Source organism: Mycobacterium sp. OAE908 (assembly GCF_017872775.1).
In the GTDB taxonomy this organism is placed as follows: Bacteria; Actinomycetota; Actinomycetes; order Mycobacteriales; family Mycobacteriaceae; genus Mycobacterium.
In genome coordinates this window covers 4,372,709-4,391,306 of the sequence record NZ_JAGGJL010000001.1, presented here as the reverse complement: position 1 = coordinate 4,391,306, position 18,598 = coordinate 4,372,709, and the positions used below count along the sequence as shown (strand labels likewise).

General features: G+C 68.1%; 17 protein-coding genes. 2 read left to right on the top strand and 15 right to left on the bottom strand.

All coding sequences use genetic code 11. The annotated features are described in order from the left end of the window. Positions 1–14: 14 nt before the first annotated feature. The 7 genes from J3E61_RS21645 to rimP all read right to left on the bottom strand — a co-directional run bounded on the left by J3E61_RS21645 (position 15) and on the right by rimP (position 7,607). Positions 15–1,343, bottom strand: coding sequence for an MATE family efflux transporter (locus J3E61_RS21645; protein WP_210084924.1), 1,329 nt, complete (start codon positions 1,341–1,343; stop codon positions 15–17). Further along, a complete protein-coding gene (locus J3E61_RS21640) occupies positions 1,336–2,319 on the bottom strand; it encodes a bifunctional oligoribonuclease/PAP phosphatase NrnA (RefSeq protein ID WP_210085652.1) in 984 nt (327 codons plus the stop codon). Before J3E61_RS21640 ends, J3E61_RS21645 begins: the two co-directional genes overlap by 8 nt. After that, a complete protein-coding gene (gene rbfA / locus J3E61_RS21635) occupies positions 2,312–2,818 on the bottom strand; it encodes a 30S ribosome-binding factor RbfA (RefSeq protein ID WP_192721013.1) in 507 nt (168 codons plus the stop codon). Before rbfA ends, J3E61_RS21640 begins: the two co-directional genes overlap by 8 nt. Further along, positions 2,811–5,537 (bottom strand): translation initiation factor IF-2, encoded by a 2,727-nt coding sequence (infB, locus tag J3E61_RS21630; protein ID WP_192721014.1) that lies wholly within the window; start codon positions 5,535–5,537, stop codon positions 2,811–2,813. The genes rbfA and infB overlap by 8 nt, the downstream gene beginning before the upstream one ends. A 67-nt stretch (positions 5,538–5,604) precedes the next feature. Next, positions 5,605–5,985, bottom strand: a complete 381-nt coding sequence (locus J3E61_RS21625; RefSeq protein WP_210084923.1) for a YlxR family protein — start codon at positions 5,983–5,985, stop codon at positions 5,605–5,607. Positions 5,986–6,042: 57 nt separating this feature from the next. Beyond that, on the bottom strand, positions 6,043–7,077 hold the full coding sequence (nusA, locus tag J3E61_RS21620; protein ID WP_192721016.1) for a transcription termination/antitermination protein NusA: 1,035 nt from the start codon (positions 7,075–7,077) through the stop codon (positions 6,043–6,045). Beyond that, a complete protein-coding gene (rimP, locus tag J3E61_RS21615) occupies positions 7,074–7,607 on the bottom strand; it encodes a ribosome maturation factor RimP (protein WP_192721017.1) in 534 nt (177 codons plus the stop codon). Before rimP ends, nusA begins: the two co-directional genes overlap by 4 nt. Positions 7,608–7,753: 146 nt before the next feature. Between rimP and J3E61_RS21610 the strand changes: the two genes are divergently transcribed. Then, positions 7,754–8,263 carry a hypothetical protein gene (locus J3E61_RS21610; RefSeq protein ID WP_210084922.1) on the top strand — a complete coding sequence of 170 codons (510 nt, stop codon included), beginning with the start codon at positions 7,754–7,756 and terminating at the stop codon, positions 8,261–8,263. Further along, complete coding sequence (locus J3E61_RS21605) at positions 8,260–8,721, top strand: ferritin-like domain-containing protein (protein ID WP_210084921.1); 462 nt, start codon at positions 8,260–8,262, stop codon at positions 8,719–8,721. Before J3E61_RS21610 ends, J3E61_RS21605 begins: the two co-directional genes overlap by 4 nt. A gap of 3 nt (positions 8,722–8,724) precedes the next feature. On the opposite strand, the gene J3E61_RS21600 is transcribed toward J3E61_RS21605, so the two are convergent. The 8 genes from J3E61_RS21600 to cobO form a co-directional block, all read right to left on the bottom strand. Then, positions 8,725–10,467: a proline--tRNA ligase gene (locus J3E61_RS21600; protein ID WP_192721020.1), complete on the bottom strand. Its 1,743-nt coding sequence runs from the start codon at positions 10,465–10,467 to the stop codon at positions 8,725–8,727. 11 nt (positions 10,468–10,478) lie between these two features. Then, positions 10,479–11,516, bottom strand: coding sequence for an ABC transporter permease (locus tag J3E61_RS21595; RefSeq protein WP_192721021.1), 1,038 nt, complete (start codon positions 11,514–11,516; stop codon positions 10,479–10,481). A gap of 1 nt (position 11,517) precedes the next feature. Next, positions 11,518–12,189 carry a 4a-hydroxytetrahydrobiopterin dehydratase gene (locus tag J3E61_RS21590; RefSeq protein ID WP_210084920.1) on the bottom strand — a complete coding sequence of 224 codons (672 nt, stop codon included), beginning with the start codon at positions 12,187–12,189 and terminating at the stop codon, positions 11,518–11,520. Positions 12,190–12,202: 13 nt separating this feature from the next. After that, entirely contained in the window at positions 12,203–13,696 is a 1,494-nt protein-coding gene (locus tag J3E61_RS21585) for an MFS transporter (protein ID WP_192721023.1), read from the bottom strand. 35 nt (positions 13,697–13,731) lie between these two features. After that, positions 13,732–15,312, bottom strand: coding sequence for an MFS transporter (locus J3E61_RS21580; protein ID WP_210084919.1), 1,581 nt, complete (start codon positions 15,310–15,312; stop codon positions 13,732–13,734). Between the two features lie 33 nt (positions 15,313–15,345). Continuing rightward, positions 15,346–16,542, bottom strand: a complete 1,197-nt coding sequence (cobA, locus tag J3E61_RS21575; RefSeq protein ID WP_192721025.1) for a uroporphyrinogen-III C-methyltransferase — start codon at positions 16,540–16,542, stop codon at positions 15,346–15,348. Continuing rightward, on the bottom strand, positions 16,539–17,897 hold the full coding sequence (locus J3E61_RS21570) for a cobyrinate a,c-diamide synthase (RefSeq protein WP_210084918.1): 1,359 nt from the start codon (positions 17,895–17,897) through the stop codon (positions 16,539–16,541). Before J3E61_RS21570 ends, cobA begins: the two co-directional genes overlap by 4 nt. Before the next feature lie 82 nt (positions 17,898–17,979). Beyond that, entirely contained in the window at positions 17,980–18,594 is a 615-nt protein-coding gene (gene cobO, locus J3E61_RS21565; RefSeq protein WP_210084917.1) for a cob(I)yrinic acid a,c-diamide adenosyltransferase, read from the bottom strand. Positions 18,595–18,598: the final 4 nt, after the last annotated feature.

Genomic DNA, 18,598 nt, shown 5'->3' with positions numbered 1-18,598 from the left:
AGCGAATGTGACCGTCAGCGCGTGCCCGGCACCAGCCAGTGTCCGGAGAACGCCCGCCAGCCCACGAACACCAGCCGCAGCACCATGAAAGTGCTCAGCCCTGACCAGATTCCGAGCAGCCCCCAGCCGAACGCCAACGACAACCAAATCAGCGGCAGGAACCCGACCAGTGCGCTGATCAATGTGGCGTTGCGCATGAACTTCGCATCGCCCGCACCGAGCAGCACCCCGTCGAGCGCGAAAACGATTCCCGCGATGGGCAATTGGGCCACCATGAACCACCACGGCACCCCGATCGCGTCGAGCACCGAGCGGTCGTCGGTGAAAACGCTCGGGAACACCGACGCGCCGACCGCGAAGACGACGGCCAGCACCCCCGAAGCCAGCGTCGAGAAGATCGTCACCCGCCACGCCACGGACTTCGCATGCGCGAGCTGCCCGGCCCCCAGCGCCGCGCCCACCAACGACTGCGCGGCGATCGCCAACGAATCAAGCACCAGCGCAAGGAAATTCCACAGCTGCAGCACCACCTGATGGGCGGCGACGGCGGCCGCACCGAACCGGGCAGCGACGGCCCCCGCCGATACGAAACACGCCTGGAATGCCACCGTGCGCAGCACCAGGTCACGACCCATCACGACCTGGGCTCGCAGCACCGCCGGATGAACCCGCAGCGGCACCCGCTCGGCGAGCAGCGAACGTAGAAAGAACGCCGCAGCCACCCACTGCCCCACCAGGTTGGCGACCGCCGAGCCCGCCAACTCCATCCGCGGCATGCCGAGCCAGCCGTACACCAGCAGTGGGCACAGCACCGCGGACACCGCGAACCCGCCGACCACGTAGCGCAGCGGCCGCGTGGTGTCCTGCACGCCGCGCATCCACCCGTTGCCCGCCGCGGACAACAGGATCGCGGGCACGCCGACAATCGCGATGCGCACCCACGGCAACGCGGCGTCCGCGATGCCGCCGCCTGCCGCCAACGCCGACACCAACGGCACCGCAGCGGCCTCGACCACGACGACGATCACGACGCCCAAGCCCAGCGCCAGCCAGGTGGCCTGGACTCCCTCGCCGACGGCAGCGGCGCGGTCGCCTGCCCCGAAGAAGCGGGCCGAGCGCGCGGTCGTGCCGTAGGACAAGAAGGTCATCTGCGAGCTCAGCGTGCTCAGAATGAGTCCGCCGATCGCCAGGCCGGCCAGCGCCAGCGCGCCCAACCGGCCGACGACGGCGATGTCGAAGAGCAGGTAGATCGGTTCTGCGGCCAGCACCCCCAACGCGGGGAACGCCAATGCGGCGATGCGACGGCCGGTGGCCGGGGCTACCGGGAGGTCACCCTCAGCCAAGAGCGGTGTACAGCGCCTGAACGACGTCGTCGATGGATCCGGTCGCCGAGTAGCCCGCGGCCAGGCGGTGCCCGCCGCCACCGAAGGCACTGGCGACCGCGGCGAGGTCGTAGGACTTCGCGCGCATCGACACCGACCAGTGCGCAGGCTCGATCTCCTTGAACACCGCAGACACCTCGGCCTGCTGCGTGGTGCGCACGATGTCGACGATGCTCTCGACTTCCTCCGGCCGCGCATTGGCCCATTCCCGGTGCGTCACAACGGCATACACCAGTCCAGCACCGCCTGCGGCATCGGGCAACAGCTGCGCCGACGACAGCACGCGCGACAACATCGGCAGCCACGCGAACGGGTGGCTGTCGAGCAGCGCGCGACTGATCGAAGTGTTGTCCACTCCGAGCTCCAGCAGCCGGGCGGCGAGCCGATGCGCGCGGGCGCTGGCCCACCGAAACGAACCGGTGTCGGTGATCAGCCCGGCATACAGGCAGTGGGCGACGCCCAGGTCGATCGGCTTGCCCCACGCATCGAGCAACTCGGCCACCAGCATCGTGGTGGAGTCCGCGGACGGATCGACGTAGTTGGCGGTGCCGAACATCAGGTTCGAGGCGTGGTGGTCGATCACCAACACCTCGCGTCCGACATCGGCGAGCTCAGCGAGCGCACCGAGCCGGTTGACGCTCGGGATGTCGACGGTGACGACGAGATCGGCGTCGCGGCGCATCGTGTCCGGACCGACCAGCAGGTGTCCGCCCGGCAGCGACTGCAGTGACTCGGGTAGCCGAGCGGGCGCGGCGAAACTCACCTCGACGGCCTTGCCCGCATGGTCGAGCACCAACGCAAGGGCCAGACCTGCGCCGATGGTATCCGCGTCGGGATAGACGTGGCACACGACGCTGACGGTGGCGGCCGCCTCCAGTAGATCGGCGGCCTGCCGCGCATCGACGCGCAGGCCTTCGATTACAGGCGCGTCAGTCATCTTGTCGATTGCGGTCACCGGTGTCCTCAGCGTCAAGCCCGTCATCTAGGTCCCCGCTCGAACCCTCAGCCCCGGTCTTACGGTACGGGTCTTCCTCGCCCGCATGCTTGGCACCCTGCCGAACTCTAGCCAAATCCTCATCTGCGGCCCGCGCGCGAGCGAGCAGATCTTCCATCCGATGCGCCGTGTCGGGCACGGTGTCGCGTTCGAACGCCAACGTCGGAGTGAACCGGACGCCGAGCGCGGCGCCCACCCTGGTGCGCAGGGTGCCCTTCGCGCTCTCCAGCGCCGCCGCCGCACCGGCGTAGTCCGGCTCGTCCTCGAGATTGCGCCCGAACACCGAGTAGAACAGCGTCGCGTCGTGCAGGTCACCGGTGACCTTGGCGTCGGTGATCGTCACGCCGGCCAGCCGCGGATCCTTGATCTCGAACTCGATCGCCGAAGCGACGATGGTCGCGATCCGTTTAGCCAGCCGGCGTGCACGCGCCGGATCAGGCACGTGCCTTCTCGACCAGCTCGTAGGTCTCGATCACGTCGCCCTCCTTGATGTCGGAGTACGTCAGCGTCAAACCACACTCGTAGCCGTCGCGCACCTCGGTCGCGTCATCCTTCTCGCGCTTGAGCGACGACACCGTGAGGTTCTCGGCGACCACGACACTGTCGCGGAGCAGACGCGCCTTGGCGTTGCGGCGCATGACGCCCGAGGTGACCAGGCAGCCGGCGATGTTGCCGACCTTCGAGCTCCGGAAGATCGCCCGGATCTCGGCGCGACCGAGTTCGCGCTCCTCGTAGATCGGCTTGAGCATGCCCTTGAGCGCGCTCTCGATCTCGTCGATGGCCTGGTAGATCACCGAGTAGTACCGGATCTCCACACCCTCGCGGTTGGCGAGTTCGGTGGCCTTGCCCTCGGCGCGGACGTTGAACCCGATGATGATCGCGTCCGAGGCCGACGCCAGGTTGACGTTGGTCTCGGTGACGCCGCCGACGCCGCGGTCGATGACGCGCAGTTCGACCTCGTCGTCGACCTGGATGCCCAGCAGCGCTTCCTCCAGCGCCTCGACGGTGCCCGCGTTGTCGCCCTTGAGGATCAGGTTCAGCTGGCTGGTTTCCTTCAGCGCCGAATCCAGGTCCTCCAGGCTGATCCGCTTGCGGGTACGCGCGGCCAGTGCGTTGCGCTTGCGCGCGCTGCGCCGGTCGGCGATCTGGCGGGCGATGCGGTCCTCGTCGACGACGAGGAAGTTGTCGCCTGCGCCCGGCACCGACGTGAAGCCGATGACCTGCACCGGCCGCGACGGCAGCGCCGCCTCGACGTCCTCGCCGTGCTCGTCGACCATGCGGCGCACGCGACCGTAGGCGTCGCCTGCCACCACCGAATCGCCGACGCGCAGCGTGCCGCGCTGAATCAGCACGGTCGCCACGGGACCGCGGCCACGGTCCAGGTGCGCCTCGATCGCAACACCCTGGGCTTCCATGTCGGGGTTTGCCCGCAGGTCCAGGGAGGCATCGGCGGTCAGCACGACCGCCTCGAGCAGGGCCTCGATGTTGGTGCCCTGCTTGGCGGAGATGTCGACGAACATCGTGTCACCGCCGAATTCCTCTGGCACCAAACCGTATTCGGTCAGCTGCCCGCGGATCTTCTGCGGATCGGCACCTTCCTTGTCGATCTTGTTGACCGCCACCACGATCGGCACGTCGGCCGCCTGCGCGTGGTTGACCGCCTCCACCGTCTGCGGCATCACACCGTCGTCGGCGGCGACCACCAGGATCGCGATGTCGGTGGCCTTCGCGCCGCGGGCACGCATGGCGGTGAACGCCTCGTGACCCGGGGTGTCGATGAAGGTGATCGGCCGGATCGTGCCGTCGAGGTCGACCTCGACCTGGTAGGCGCCGATGTGCTGGGTGATGCCGCCTGCCTCTTCCTCGCGGACGTTGGCCTGACGGATGGTGTCCAGCAGTCGGGTCTTGCCGTGGTCGACGTGACCCATGACGGTGACCACCGGCGGGCGGGTCTCGAGGTCTTCCTCGCCGCCTTCGTCCTCGCCGTAGGTGAGGTCGAACGACTCGAGCAGCTCGCGGTCCTCGTCTTCCGGAGACACGACCTGCACGACGTAGTTCATCTCGCTGCCGAGCAGCTCGAGCGTCTCGTCACCCACCGACTGGGTGGCGGTCACCATCTCGCCGAGGTTGAACAGCGCCTGCACCAGCGAGGCCGGGTTGGCGTCGATCTTCTCGGCGAAGTCGGACAGCGACGCGCCGCGGGCCAGCCGGATGGTCTCGCCGTTGCCGTGCGGCAGCCGCACGCCACCGACGACCGGCGCCTGCATGTTTTCGTACTCGGCGCGTTTCGCCCGCTTCGACTTGCGGCCACGCTTCGGCGCGCCGCCGGGACGACCGAATGCACCGGCCGCTCCGCCGCGCTGACCTGGGCGTCCGCCGCCACCGCCACCAGGACGACCGCGGTAGCCACCGCCGGCGCCCGCGGGAGCACCGCCACCGCCGCCTGCACCGCCGCCGCGGTAGTTACCGCCGCCGCCACCGCCAGGACGACCGGCGCCACCTGGCGCAGGACGACCGCCGGGGCCGGGACGCGGCCCGCCTGGACGACCACCGGCCGGCGGACGGGGTCCGCCGGGACGCGGGGGCATGTTGCCAGGCGACATGCCTGGCCGCGGCGCACCCGGCCGCGGCGCACCGGGACCGGGGCGCGGACCCTGCGGACGAGGAATCGGCCGGTCAACGGGCTGCGCGGAAGAGAACGGGTTGTTGCCGACGCGCGGCGTGCGCGCAGCGGGCTTGGGCGCCGGGCCTGGCCGCGGGCCAGGAGTGGCGCCGGGCGTTGCGCCTGGGGTGGGCGCGGCCGGAGCTGCGGGCGTCGGCGGCGCCGCCGGCGGGGCTGCTGGTGCAGCTGCCGCGGGAGGGGGCGCTGGCGCCGGTTCCACCGGAGCTGCGGGGGCCGCGGGCTTGGGGGCGGCCGGCTTCGCGGGCGCGGCCTTTGCCGCTGCCGGCTTGGCCGGCGAGCCGTTGCCGTCGGCCTTGACCTTCTCCGCTGCGGGCTTTGCGCCACCGAATGATTCGCGCAGTCGACGCGCGACGGGTGCCTCCACCGTGGAGGACGCGGATTTGACGAATTCGCCCTGTTCGCTCAGTCGGGCGAGAACTTCCTTACTAGTGACACCGAGTTCCTTGGCCAACTCGTGTACACGGGCCTTACCTGCCACTACATCTCCATCTCTAGAGGCGTCAGCGGTGGTAGGCGCCGCGCCTCGGGTTAGCTATGACGCATGGTCATCGGGACTTCACGGTGTGCTCATGTTCTTCGCTACCTGTTCTCTGAACCGGGGTGGTCGGGTGCTCCGATTGCTCGAAGTGCTCAACCACCGCGGTGGTGTCCGGTGAACCGGTGATCCGTAGCGCTCGTGCGAATGCTCGCCGCCGAATTGCTGCGTCTAGGCACGCTGGGTCGGGATGCAACCAGGCACCCCGCCCCGGCAGCTTTCTCGCTGGGTCAACGGTCACGGCGTACTCGCCATTCCCGTCGACGGCGACTACCCGAAGCAGTTCGACGGCCAGCTCTCGCTTCCGGCAGCCGACGCACGTCCGAACCGGTCCACCCGAGGGGGCGGTGGCGCTTTCGAACGTCCGAGCCGAAGTCTCGCGCTGGATCACAGCTGAGTCTACCGTCAGCCTGCTCACGAAAGACAAACGGTCGTGCTGGTCTGGGGACTATTGCCGGTCGCGCGCCGCCCCATGCGCCGCCCCGGAGTCCGGCTGCGGTGCGGCGTCGCTTCGAATATCGATCCGCCAGCCGGTCAACCGGGCCGCCAGCCGGGCGTTTTGGCCCTCCTTGCCGATCGCCAGCGACAGCTGAAAATCCGGGACCACGACCCTGGCCGCACGGGCGGACTCGTCGATGACACTGACCGACACCACCTTGGCCGGCGACAACGCATTGGCGACGAACCGAGCGGGGTCTTCGTCGTAGTCGATGATGTCGATCTTCTCGCCGGACAACTCGCTCATCACGTTGCGCACCCGCTGCCCCATCGGCCCTATGCAGGCGCCCTTGGCATTGAGGCCAGGCACCCGCGAGGTGACCGCGATCTTCGAGCGGTGGCCTGCTTCACGCGCCACCGCGACGATCTCGACTGACCCGTCGGCGATCTCCGGCACCTCCAGTGAGAACAGCTTGCGCACCAGGTTCGGGTGGGTGCGCGACAACGTGATCAGTGGTTCGCGGGCACCGCGGGTGACGCCGACGACGTAGCACCGCAACCGGTCGCCGTGCTCGTAGCGCTCACCGGGAACCTGCTCCGCGGCGGGAATGACACCCTCGGATCCCTTGGTCTCGCTGCCCATTCGGACGACGACCAGCCCGCGGGCGTTGGCGCGGGCGTCACGCTGGATGACGCCGCCGACGATGTCGCCCTCCCTCGCCGAGAACTCGCCATAGTTCTTCTCGTTCTCCGCATCGCGCAGGCGCTGCAGGATCACCTGACGCGCGGTGGTCGCCGCGATACGTCCGAATCCCTCTGGGGTGTCGTCCCATTCGTGGATGAGATTGCCGTCGGCGTCCGTCTCGCGTGCGAGCACCTTGACGACGCCGGTCTTGCGGTCGATGTCGATGCGGGCGTCGGCCTCGTGGCCTTCGGTATGGCGATAGGCGGTCAGCAACGCCGACTTGATGGTCTCGACGACCACGTCGACCGAGATGCCCTTGTCCGCCTCGATCGCGTGAAGTGCCGCCATGTCGATGTTCACGCTGAAGCCTCCTCCCCAGACTGGCCTGCCAGCTCCAGCTCACGCTGGTTTGGCGGCGAAAACTCAACCTGCACAACGGCTTTGGTGATGCCTTCCAAAGGCAATTCGCGGATCGAGAAGTTTGCCTTCGCGCCCTCGCGCACCACGAGTCGCACAGTGCCGCCACGGATTTCACCGAGCCGGCCGGTCAGCTGCGAGCCGTCGGACAGCGTGACCTCGACCTTGCGGCCGCGGGCGCGCCGGTAGTGCTTCTCGGTGGTCAGTGGGCGATCGACGCCTGGCGAGGTGACCTCGAGCACGTACGGCGGGGTATCGATTCGATCCAGCGCTTCGGACGCCGAGCGCGCAAGCTCGGCGATCGAGTCAAGATCAAGGGGTTCGTCGCCGTCGGCGATAACGGTGATCCGCGGCGGGCGCGTGGCGGTATCGATGATCACGTCTTCGATTTCATAGCCCGCGCGCGCGAACTCGCCGTCGAGTAGCTCGATCACCTGTTTCTGCGACGGTAATCCCGCAGACCGCTCCGTCACGGCGAGCTCCTCATCTTGAGTTGTCCTGACACGATTCCGCACAGCGCAACGTGGAACCGACTATCAACGATACGCCAGGGCGCCCGTGCCGAGCCCCAAACGCGCTGCGGCGTCCAGCGAATACACAGTCCGCGCGCAATGGCAGGATGTTGCACGTGCCGAGCTCGCCGCCGACCGTCAGCAGACGACAGATCTTGTTCTCAGCGGCAGCTTTGGCACTGGTCACCACCGCCGCCGCGTGCGGCGAGCCGCCGCCACCGCCGGGGGTCGACGAGCTCGCCGGGCAACTCGACCGGGCCCGCGCCGACAGCCAGCTGGCCTCCGACGCAGCGGCGGCGAAGCCTCCCCCACCGACTGCGCAGGCACTGACCGCGGTGGCAAACGAGCGTTCGGCACACGCACAGGCGCTGTCCGACGAGCTCGTGCGGATGGTCGGCAAGAAAGCGCCGACTGCCTCGCCGACGACGACCACGGTCCCGCCGGCGAAGGCGCCCACCACCGAGGACGTGATCGCTTCGCTGCGTCAGTCGGCCGATGCCGCTGCGCAATTGGCGGCCACGCAGTCGGGCTATCGCGCGGGTCTGCTCGGCTCGATCGCGGCGGCGTGCACCGCGGCCTACAGCGTCGCGTTGGTGCCGCCGAAGGCGGCGCAATGACCTCTCCGCAACCGACGCGGCCGCCGGACGCAGCCAACGGCGCGCTGTTCGACGCGATCGCCACCGAACACGCAACGATCTACGGGTACGGGCTGGTGTCAGCGCACTCGACGCCGGACGTCAACGAGCTGGTGTCGACCGCAATGGCCGAGCATCGGGAACGACGTGAGGGGGCCATCGCCCTGCTCGAGCCGCGCTCGGTTGACCCGCCGCTGCCTGCCGCCGGCTATCAGCTGCCGATGGCGGTCGACAACCCGACCGCTGCAGCCAACCTGGCCGTGCGGATGGAACAGGACGCCGCGGTCGCCTGGCGAGCAGTTCTCGAGCAGGCGACCGACGAGAAGGACAGGACCTTCGCGGTGACCGCGCTGAGCCAGTGCGCGGTGACTGCGGCGAAATGGAGCCGGGTACTTGGCATTTCGCCGATCACGGTCGCCTTCCCCGGCGGCTCCGAATAGCCGTTAGCTCCTTGCGGCCGCGGCAATGTCGGCCGCCGCGTTGTCGACAGCGATCTCGCGCGTCTCGCCGGTGAACCGGTTGCGCAGCTCGACGACACCGTCTGCCCAGCCGCGGCCAACCACGACTATCCAAGGCACACCGAGCAGTTCGGCATCCTTGAACTTCACGCCGGGTGAGGCCTTCCGGTCGTCGAGCAGCACCTCGATGCCCAACCGATCCAGCTCGTCGGCCAGCCCTGCGGCGCCCGCACGCGCGTCCTCGTCCTTGTTCGCGATCACCAGGTGCGCGTCGAACGGCGACACCGACGACGGCCACCGCAGGCCCAGCTCGTCGTGATGCTGTTCGGCGATCACAGCGACCAGCCGGGAAACGCCGATGCCGTAGGAACCCATGGTCAGCCGCACCGGCTTGCCGTCCTCACCGAGCACGTCGACGGAGAAGGCGTTGGTGTACTTGCGCCCGAGCTGGAAGATATGGCCGATCTCGATGCCGCGCGCGGAGACGAGCGGGCCTGCGCCGTCGGGCGACGGGTCGCCGTCGCGCACCTCGGCGGCCTCGATCGTGCCGTCGGCGACGAAGTCACGCCCCGCGACCAGCCCCACCACATGCCTGCCCGGCTCGTCGGCGCCGGTGATCCACGACGTCCCGTCCACCACCCGCGGGTCGACGAGATAGCGAACACCGTTGGCCAGCAATCCTTTTGGCCCGATATAGCCCTTTGCCAGAAACGGGTACTTCGGCCAGTCGGCATCCTCGAGCAACGCGTACTCGGCCGGATCGAGCGCGGCCCCCAACCGCTTCTCGTCGACCTCGCGGTCGCCCGGTACACCGACCGCGAGCAACTCCCAGTCCCCACCTGGCTGGCGCGTCTTGAGCACGACGTTCTTCAGTGTGTCCGCGGCGGTCACCTCGCGGTCCAGCGCGGAGTTGGCCCACTCGACGAGCGTGGCGATCGTCGGCGTGCCCGGCGTGTCGTACACCTTGGCCTCGGGCTGCCCCTCGATCGGCAGCGGCTCCGGCACCGCGGTCACGACCGCCTCGACATTGGCGGCATATCCCGATTCCAGGCACCGCACGAAGGTGTCCTCGCCGATCTCGCTTTCGGCAAGGAACTCTTCCGATGCACTGCCGCCCATCGCGCCGGACACCGCTGACACGATGACGTAACGGACGCCGAGTTCGGCGAATATCCGTTGGTATGCGTCGCGGTGCCGCAGGTAGACGGCCTCGAGACCCTTATCGTCGACGTCGAACGAATACGAGTCCTTCATCAGGAACTCGCGGCCCCGCAGGATGCCAGCGCGTGGCCTGGCCTCGTCGCGGTACTTCGTCTGGATTTGGTACAGCAGCACCGGAAAATCCTTGTAGCTGCTGTACTCCCCTTTGACCGTCAGCGTGAACAGCTCTTCGTGCGTCGGGCCGAGCAGGTAGTCGTTCTTGCGGCGGTCCTGCAGCCGGAACACCCCGTCGCCGTACTCGGTCCAGCGGTTGGTCACCTCGTAGGGCGCCTTGGGCAGCAGCGCGGGGAACAGAATCTCTTGTCCGCCAATGGCATTCATCTCATCGCGGACGACTTTCTCGATCTTGCGCAGCACCCGCAGGCCAAGGGGAAGCCAGCTGTAGAGCCCTGGCCCGACCGGGCGGACGTAGCCGGCCCGGATCAACAGCTTGTGGCTGGGCACCTCGGCGTCGGCGGGGTCGTCGCGCAGGGTGCGCAGGAACAGCTCGGACATGCGGGTGATCACAGCGGGCAAGCTTACTGACGTGCCCGCTTCCTGGTTGCCGAGGCTGCCAGCGTGAGCGCCACGCCGATGACGATCCACACCGTCAGCACGATGATCGGGTGCGCCACGCCGTGCGCCTCGAAGTAAATGATGCGCCGGACCGCTTCGGTGCCCGCGCCGTTGGGCAGAAAGCCGCTGATCGCCCGCCAGAACGGCGGCAACAGCGGCGCCTGGTAAGCGCCGCCTGCCGTGGGGTTGCCGAGGATCACGAAGATCACCACTGTCAGCCCGATGCCGATGACGCCGAACAACGTCTGCAGCGCGATCGTCACCGTCGCTGCCGAAAGTGTGACCAGCACGCCGATTCCCGCGACGGACCAGAAATGACCGCTGAGCGCGCCGAGCACCGGCTCTGCGATCACCGCGCCACCCAGACCGGACGCCAGCGCGTACGGCACCGTCGCGCCGAGCCGCCACACCGCCCGCGGCAGCGTGGCAGGCCGCGAGCCCTTCGCGACGCCGAGCATGGCCGCGAACAGATAGCCGCCAACGGCCCAGCCGATGACGAGGTAGAAGCCGGACAGCCCGCGGGCATCGCCGGGATCCAGCGGCACCGCGTCCTGGATCGACACCGTCCTGTCGTGCTGTTTGGCGGCGGCGTCGAACAGGTCCTCGACCGCGGTCGCCACCGACGTTCCTCCGCCGGAAGCGACGATGCCGAAGTCATGGGTGTCCGCGGCACTGACCACGTACACCCCCGAGGTCTCGCCTGCGCGCAGCGCCTGCAGCGCGACCCTGGTGTCGTCGGAGGCGCTGGCCTGTAGCGGCTGTCCCGGTATCGCGTTGAGTTGCTCGACGACTTGCTCAGCCACGCCGTCCTGCGCGACCACGATCACCGGAATCCGATGCGGCGACGGCGAATGGAAGGCGCCGATGTAGGACAGGATGAACGCGAACTGCAGCAACAACACGCCGACACCGAGTGCCAGCGTGCGCGGTGCGATCGCGTCGCGGAACCGGTCGCGCAGGGTGTCCGGCGGTTCCGGCGCCTCGTGTTTCGGTGTGGTCACGTCAGTCCCGTCCCTGCCATGTGCAGATGCACGCCTCGTTGCCCTCCGGATCGGCCAGCACCCAAAACGCGGGCGCCTCGGCGTCGGACAGCAGACGGCCGCCCGCCGCGATCGCCGCGTCGATCCGCGCCTTGGCCACGCCGTGCGGCACGTCGACGTCAATGTGAATCCGATTGCGTTGAGGCCGAGGCGCATCCATCTGCTGAAACCAGATCGCGGGGGCGCGGCCCGCGGGATCGATCAGCGCGGCGTTGAGCTCGGAGCCCGGTTCGTCGGCGTAGCCGGTGATCGCTTTCCAGAACGGCCGCACCAGCGGGATGTCGATGGCGTCGATCGCGATTTCGAGCGCCTGCACGGCACCCGGCCGCGGTTCAAATCCCTGCGCTGTCAGCGTTTGCGAGACGTCGCGCGCCAACCTGACGTCGCGCCCGGTGACCGCGGCGACCTCGGCTGACTGCAGTCGCAGCACCGCCCGGTCCGCGCGGATGTCGACCGTCAGATGGCCGTGCCCGTCGGCGCCGACCGACGCAACCGCAAGTGAGGCCGCCTCGGCCGCGTCGGCCAGCGTGGCCACCGGTATCTCCGCATAGATCGCGCCGAGGATCAGCGCCCAGCCTGAGGGATCGACGGCGTCGGAGATCTGCTGTCGCGTCGGTCGCGCGTCGTCATGCACCGCGACAGCGTATCTAGAGCTCGCCCGCCTCGACGGCTTCGCGGGTGTGCTGCGCGCTGGCGATCTGGCGCGCGGAGTAGCCGATCCAGAAGGCGGCGATGCCGACCAGAACCGCGATGCCCGCGACCCACAGCAGCGAGTAGGTGTAGCCATGGTCCAGCGCGTCGAGTTGGCTCGACGTCATGTCCTTGACCGGCCCGGTTGTGCCACCCAAGAACAGCGTGCGAGAGGTCAGCACCGCCTGGATCACCACCAGCACCACCGGGCCGCCGAGGTTCTGCACCATCAACGTGATCGCTGAAACCGGACCGATCTCGTTCGGGCCTGCCTCGGCGATCGCGCAGAGCGGCAGAACGACGGAAAGGACCCCAATTCCCAAGCCCCCCACCACAAGTGGGACCACGAGGTCGGGAAAGTACGGGATGTGCCGATTCAGGGTGGACCCGTAGAGCATGGCGCCGAACACCAACGCGCCGAACCCGATGATCAGCCAGCGCGGGGCGACGTACAGGGCGATGCGGGCGGCGATCACGTTTCCCGTTCCCATCGCGAGCGCGAACGGGATGAAGCAGATGCCTGCCCGCAGCGCCGAATACCCCATCACGTCCTGCACATACAGGCCGATGATCACCGTCGCCGTCAGCATCACGCCGCCCGCGAGGAACAGCGAGATGAACGTCATCACGCGATTGCGGTTGTCGAACACCGAGAACGGCACGATCGGGTGCTCGGCGGTGCGCTCGACGACGAAGAACGCGGCGAAGAACACGACGGTCGCGATCGCTGCGCCGATCACCCACGGGTCGACCCAGGCGCGCGGCGGTCCCTGGGTGAAGACCAGGACCGCGGATGCGCACCCGAGGGTGGCCAGCAGCGCACCGGTGATGTCGAGTTTGAGGCGCTCGTGGTGGGTTTCGCTGATCCGGTACACGGCGATGACGATGATGACGATGCCGATCGGCACGTTGATCAAGAACGCCAGTCGCCACGAGATGACGGTCAGCAGGCCGCCGAGCACCAGACCCAGGACCGACCCGATGCCCTGCATTGCGGCCGACACGGCCATCGCCTGGTTACGCGCCTGCCCGACCGCGTACGTCGTGGCGATCAGCGCCAGACCCGTCGGCGCTGCCACTGCTGCGCCGGTGCCCTGCACCGCCCTGGCGACGATCAGCGTGATGCCGTCGTTGGCCAGACCGCACACCAACGACGCGATCGTGAACACACCGACACCGGACAAAAAGGCCCGCTTGTGCCCGATCGCGTCACCGACGCGGCCACCCAGCAGCAGCAGCCCCCCGAACGTCAGCACATAGGCGGTGATGATCCAGGCCTTGGTGACGTCGGAAAGGTCGAGGTCGGCCTGCATCCGGGGCAGCGCGACGATGACGATGGTGCCGTCCAGCGTCGACATGAGCTGCATGCCGGTGATCGCGATGATCGCGATGCCGAGCACCGAGGAAGACAGCGGTGCGGTGGAGCGCTCAGTTGACTCCCCGGCAGACATGTCTTGCCAGACTACCGAGAGTCAAATCGATGGAGCTAAAGCTCTCCGGAATCGATCGCGTCCTTGACTTCCTGCGCATGCGCCACCTGCTCGGAGGTGTAGCCGATGAACAGCGCAACGGCGCCGACGATGACCGCGACCGCCGCGACCCACAGCAGGCCGTAGGTGTAGCCCTGGTCGAGCGCGTGCAGCTGAGAGGTGTCCATGTTCTTCACCGGCCCGGTGGTGCCGCCCAGATACAGCGTGCGCGACGTGATGACGGCCTGGATGACGGCCAGCACGACCGGCCCGCCGAGGTTCTGCAACATCAGCGCGATCGCGGATACCGGACCGATCTGGTCGAAGCCGACCCCGGCGATGGCCGACACCGTCAGCGGGACGACGATCATGCCGATGCCGAAGCCGCCGATGGTGATCGGCAGCACCAGGTTCGGGAAGTATGGGATGCCGCCGTTGAGCGTCGAGCCGTAGATCATCGCGCCCAGCACGAGAATCCCACCGGCGATGACAAGCACCCGCGGCGGGAACAGCGACACCAGATGCGACGACAGCCCGAGGCCGATGCCGAGCGCGATCACGAACGGGATGAAGCCGACGCCTGCGCGTAAAGCGCTGTAGCCCATGATGTCCTGCACGTACAGGCCGATCAGCACGGTCAGCGTGAACATCACGCCGCCTGCCAGGAAGACGGCCGCGAACGTCGCCACCCGGTTGCGGTCCTTGAACAACTCGAACGGCACGACGGGGTTGTCCGCAGTGCGCTCGACGATCAGGAATGCAATGAAGAAGCCCAGCGCGGCCACGCCCGAGCCGATCGTCAGGGGCTTGAGCCAGCCGTGCTCGGGACCCATCGAAAAGCCGAACACTCCGAAGGTGCAGGCCAGCGTCGCCAGGATCGCGCCCGTCGCGTCCAGCTTCAGCCGCTCGCGGTGCGTCTCCCGCAGCGTCGTGCGGGCCAGCTGGATCATCAGCAGCCCGATCGGGATGTTGATCAAGAACGCCCACCGCCAGGACACCTCGGTCAGCGCGCCACCGACGATCAGGCCCATCACCGAGCCGACGCCGGTCATCGCGGCGAAGATCGCGGTAGCCGCGTTGCGTGCCGGCCCCTTCGGGAACGTGGTCGCGATCAGCGCCAGCGCGGTCGGTGACGCGATCGCCGCGCCGACACCCTGCAGCAGCCGGGCGGTGACCAGCGTGGTCTCGTTCCACGCCAGACCGCACAGGATCGAGGCGATGGTGAACAGCGCGACGCCTGCGATGAAGGTGCGCTTGCGGCCGATCGTGTCGCCGAGGCGACCGCCCAGCAGCATCAGCCCGCCGAAGGTCAGCACATAGGCCGTGATCACCCAGCTACGGCCCGCGTCGGACAGGCTCAGCTCGTTCTGAATCTTAGGAAGCGCGACGATAGCTACGGTGCTGTCCATCGTGGCGAGCAACTGCATCCCGCCGATCGCGATGACCGCGGCCACGAACCGCCGCGACGGCAGCCAAGCCGGATACCTGCCTGTTTGCTCCAGTGGTGTGTGTTCCATATGCATAGGAGAAGACCTGTTAGCCCTACCTTCGGCGTCGCGCTGGATGGCAGCGCGCTCTGCGTCATTGAGAGCGGTCATAGCAGGTTACCTTACAGTAATCTTAAGAATCCTTTAACCGCCGAATGCCGCCACAGGGCCGATCACGATGATCGCGGGAGGCCTGATGCCCTCCTCTCGAATGCGCTCCGGGGCGTCAGAAAGCGTGGCACGCAAAGTTCGCTGGGCGGTCGTCGAGCCGTGCTGAACGACGATCACCGGCGTATCCGCAGGTCTGCCGCCTTCGAGCAACGCCTTGGCGAACAACTCGATGCGCTCGACGGCCATCAGCAACACGATCGTGCCCGAAAGCTTGGCCAGCGCATTCCAATTCACTAACGATTCGGGATGGTCGGGCGCTATATGGCCGCTGACCACCACAAACTCGTGCGTGACGTGCCGGTGGGTGACGGGAACGCCCGCGAGCGCAGGAACTGCTATGGCACTGGTCACACCCGGCACAACTGTGACGGGGATCCCAGCATCCGCACACGCGATCACCTCTTCGTAGCCGCGTGCGAATACGAATGGATCGCCGCCCTTGAGTCGGACGACGAACTTGCCCGCCTTGGCCCGGTCGATGAGCACTTCGTTGATCGCGTCCTGGGCCATCGCGCGGCCATACGGGATCTTGGCCGCGTCGATCACCTCGACGTGCGGCGGTAGCTCGGCCAGCAGCTCCTGCGGCGCCAGCCGGTCTGCCACGACGACGTCGGCGTGCGCGAGCAACCGCCTGCCGCGCACGGTGATCAGCTCCGGATCTCCAGGTCCGCCACCCACCAGCGCGACACCGCCGTGCACGACGCCCGGCGTGTCGGCCGTGATCAGCCCCTGCTGCAACGCCTCATGGATGGCGGACCGGATGGCCGCCGAGCGGCGGTGTTCGCCGCCGGCGAGCACGCCGACCGACAGCCCTTCGTACTCGAATGAGGCGGGGGTGACGGCGGTGCCCTCGCGCGCCACGTCGGCGCGCACGCAGAAGATGTGCAGGCGCTCAGCTTCGGCGACGACCGCGGCGTTGACGTCCGGGTCGTCGGTGGCCGCGATCGCATACCAGGCGCCCTCGAGGTCACCGGCGCGGAACTCCCTGAGCGTCAAGGTGATTCCGGGCATTCCTTCGACCGCCGGGGTGGCGCTGCGCGTGATGACGTGCACGTCGGCCCCGTTGGCGATCAGCAGCGGCAGGCGACGCTGCGCGACGGTGCCGCCGCCGACGACGACGACCTTCTTGCCGGTCAGGCGAAGGCCGACGAGGTAGGCGTTATCGGTCACCCGGCGAGCTTAGAGGTTGCGGCCGCTACGGCCACGAAGCGGGATATCGCGTGTGGATGCGCAGCCGGGTGGGTGTGCAGATACGACGCGTGCACGCCACCGTCGACGGCGCCGTCTTGCACACGACCTGCGAACATCCACGCGGGTTGGTAGCTGTGGGCGAATGTGACTGTGGTGCGGTGGAATTCGTGTCCCATGGTGCGATCACCGATGGTGTGCAGCGGGCTGTTGGCCACCGCGACGGCCTCCCGGTAACCGAGCGTGAGCCGGTCGCTGAACTGCGCCGAACCGGACAGCACCCCGCACATCGGAGACCCGTCGAGCTCGTCGACCAGATACGTCAGGCCCGCGCATTCGGCGTGTATCGGGGCGCCTGCCGCGGCCAGCTCATGGATCTGTTGACGCACAACATCGTTGGTTGACAGTTCGGCGCCGAATTGCTCGGGGAAGCCACCGGGCAGCACCAACGCTGCCGTGCCCGCTGGCAGCGGGTCGGTCAACGGGTCGAATTCGACGACCTCGGCGCCCGCGGCGCGCAGGAGTTCGCCGTGTTCGGTGTAGCCGAAGGTGAACGCCTTGCCTGCCGCAAGCGCGACCGTGATGCCGTGGGCGGCCGGCCCGGCGACGGCGGGACTCCACGGCTCGACGGTGACCCGGCTTGCCGCAGCCGCAGCGACGGCTGCCAGGTCGACGTGGCGGCCCACCAGTTCGATCATCGCGTCGACGGCTGCGCGTGCGCGTTCGCCGTGTTCGACAGCGGTGACAAGGCCGAGGTGCCGCGACGGCACGGACAGTTCGTCGGCGCGCGGAATCGCCCCGAGCACCGGCACGCCGGTGTGCTCGCATGCCTGCCGCAACACCTCTTCGTGCCGGGGTGAGCCGACCCGGTTGAGGATCACTCCCGCGAGGCGTACCGATTGGTCGAACGTCGAAAAGCCATGCAGCAGAGCGGCAATGCTGTGGCTTTGGCCGCGGGCGTCGACGACCAGGATGACGGGCGCGCCGAGCAGCGCCGCGACATGGGCCGTGGATCCCTGTGCGGTTCCTGCGGTGTCGTCGGTGATGCGCCCGTCGAACAGGCCCATCACACCCTCGACGACGGCGATGTCGGCACCTGCGCTGCCATGCCGGTACAGCGGGCCGATCAGCTGCTCCCCCACCAGCACGGGGTCGAGATTGCGGCCGGGGCGCGCCGACGCGAGTGCGTGGTAGCCCGGGTCGATGAAGTCGGGGCCGACCTTGAACGGCGCCACTCGTTTACCGGCCTGCCGCAGCGCACCCATCAAACCCGTTGCGACGGTGGTCTTTCCGCTGCCCGACGCCGGCGCGGCTATGACGACGCCGGGAACGCTCACCCCAACCCCCGCGAGCGGCCGTGTTTGTACGCCGACGCGCCGCAAAAGTTGTCATTTTGCGGTCGCTCGCGCGGATCGAGTGTCACCACTCGATGCCCTTCTGGCCCTTGCGGCCTGCGTCCATCGGGTGCTTGACCTTGGTCATCTCCGTCACCAGATCGGCCGCGTCAAGCAACTGCTGGGGGGCATCGCGGCCGGTGATCACCACATGCTGAGTGCCGGGCCGCGACGCCAGGGTCGCGATCACCTCATCGATGTCGACCCAGCCCCACTTCAGCGGATAGGTGAACTCGTCGAGCACATAGAAGTCGTGCCGTTCTTCGGCCAGCCTGCGCGAAATCTCGGCCCAGCCGTCGGCGGCGGCCGCCGCATGGTCGACCTCACTACCGTGCTTGCGCGACCACGACCAGCCCGACCCCATCTTGTGCCACTCGACGGGCCCGCCGACACCGTGCTCGTCGTGCACCCGGCCCAGTTCACGAAATGCGGCTTCCTCGCCCACCTTCCACTTCGCGCTCTTGACGAACTGGAACACCGCGACGGCGAACCCCTGGTTCCATGCCCGCAGCGCCATCCCGAAGGCCGCGGTCGACTTGCCCTTGCCTGCGCCGGTGTGCACGGCCAGCAGCGGCGCGTTGCGCCGGGCGCGTGTCGTCAGGCCGTCTTCTGGAACGGTGAGCGGTTGGCCCTGAGGCATTTTC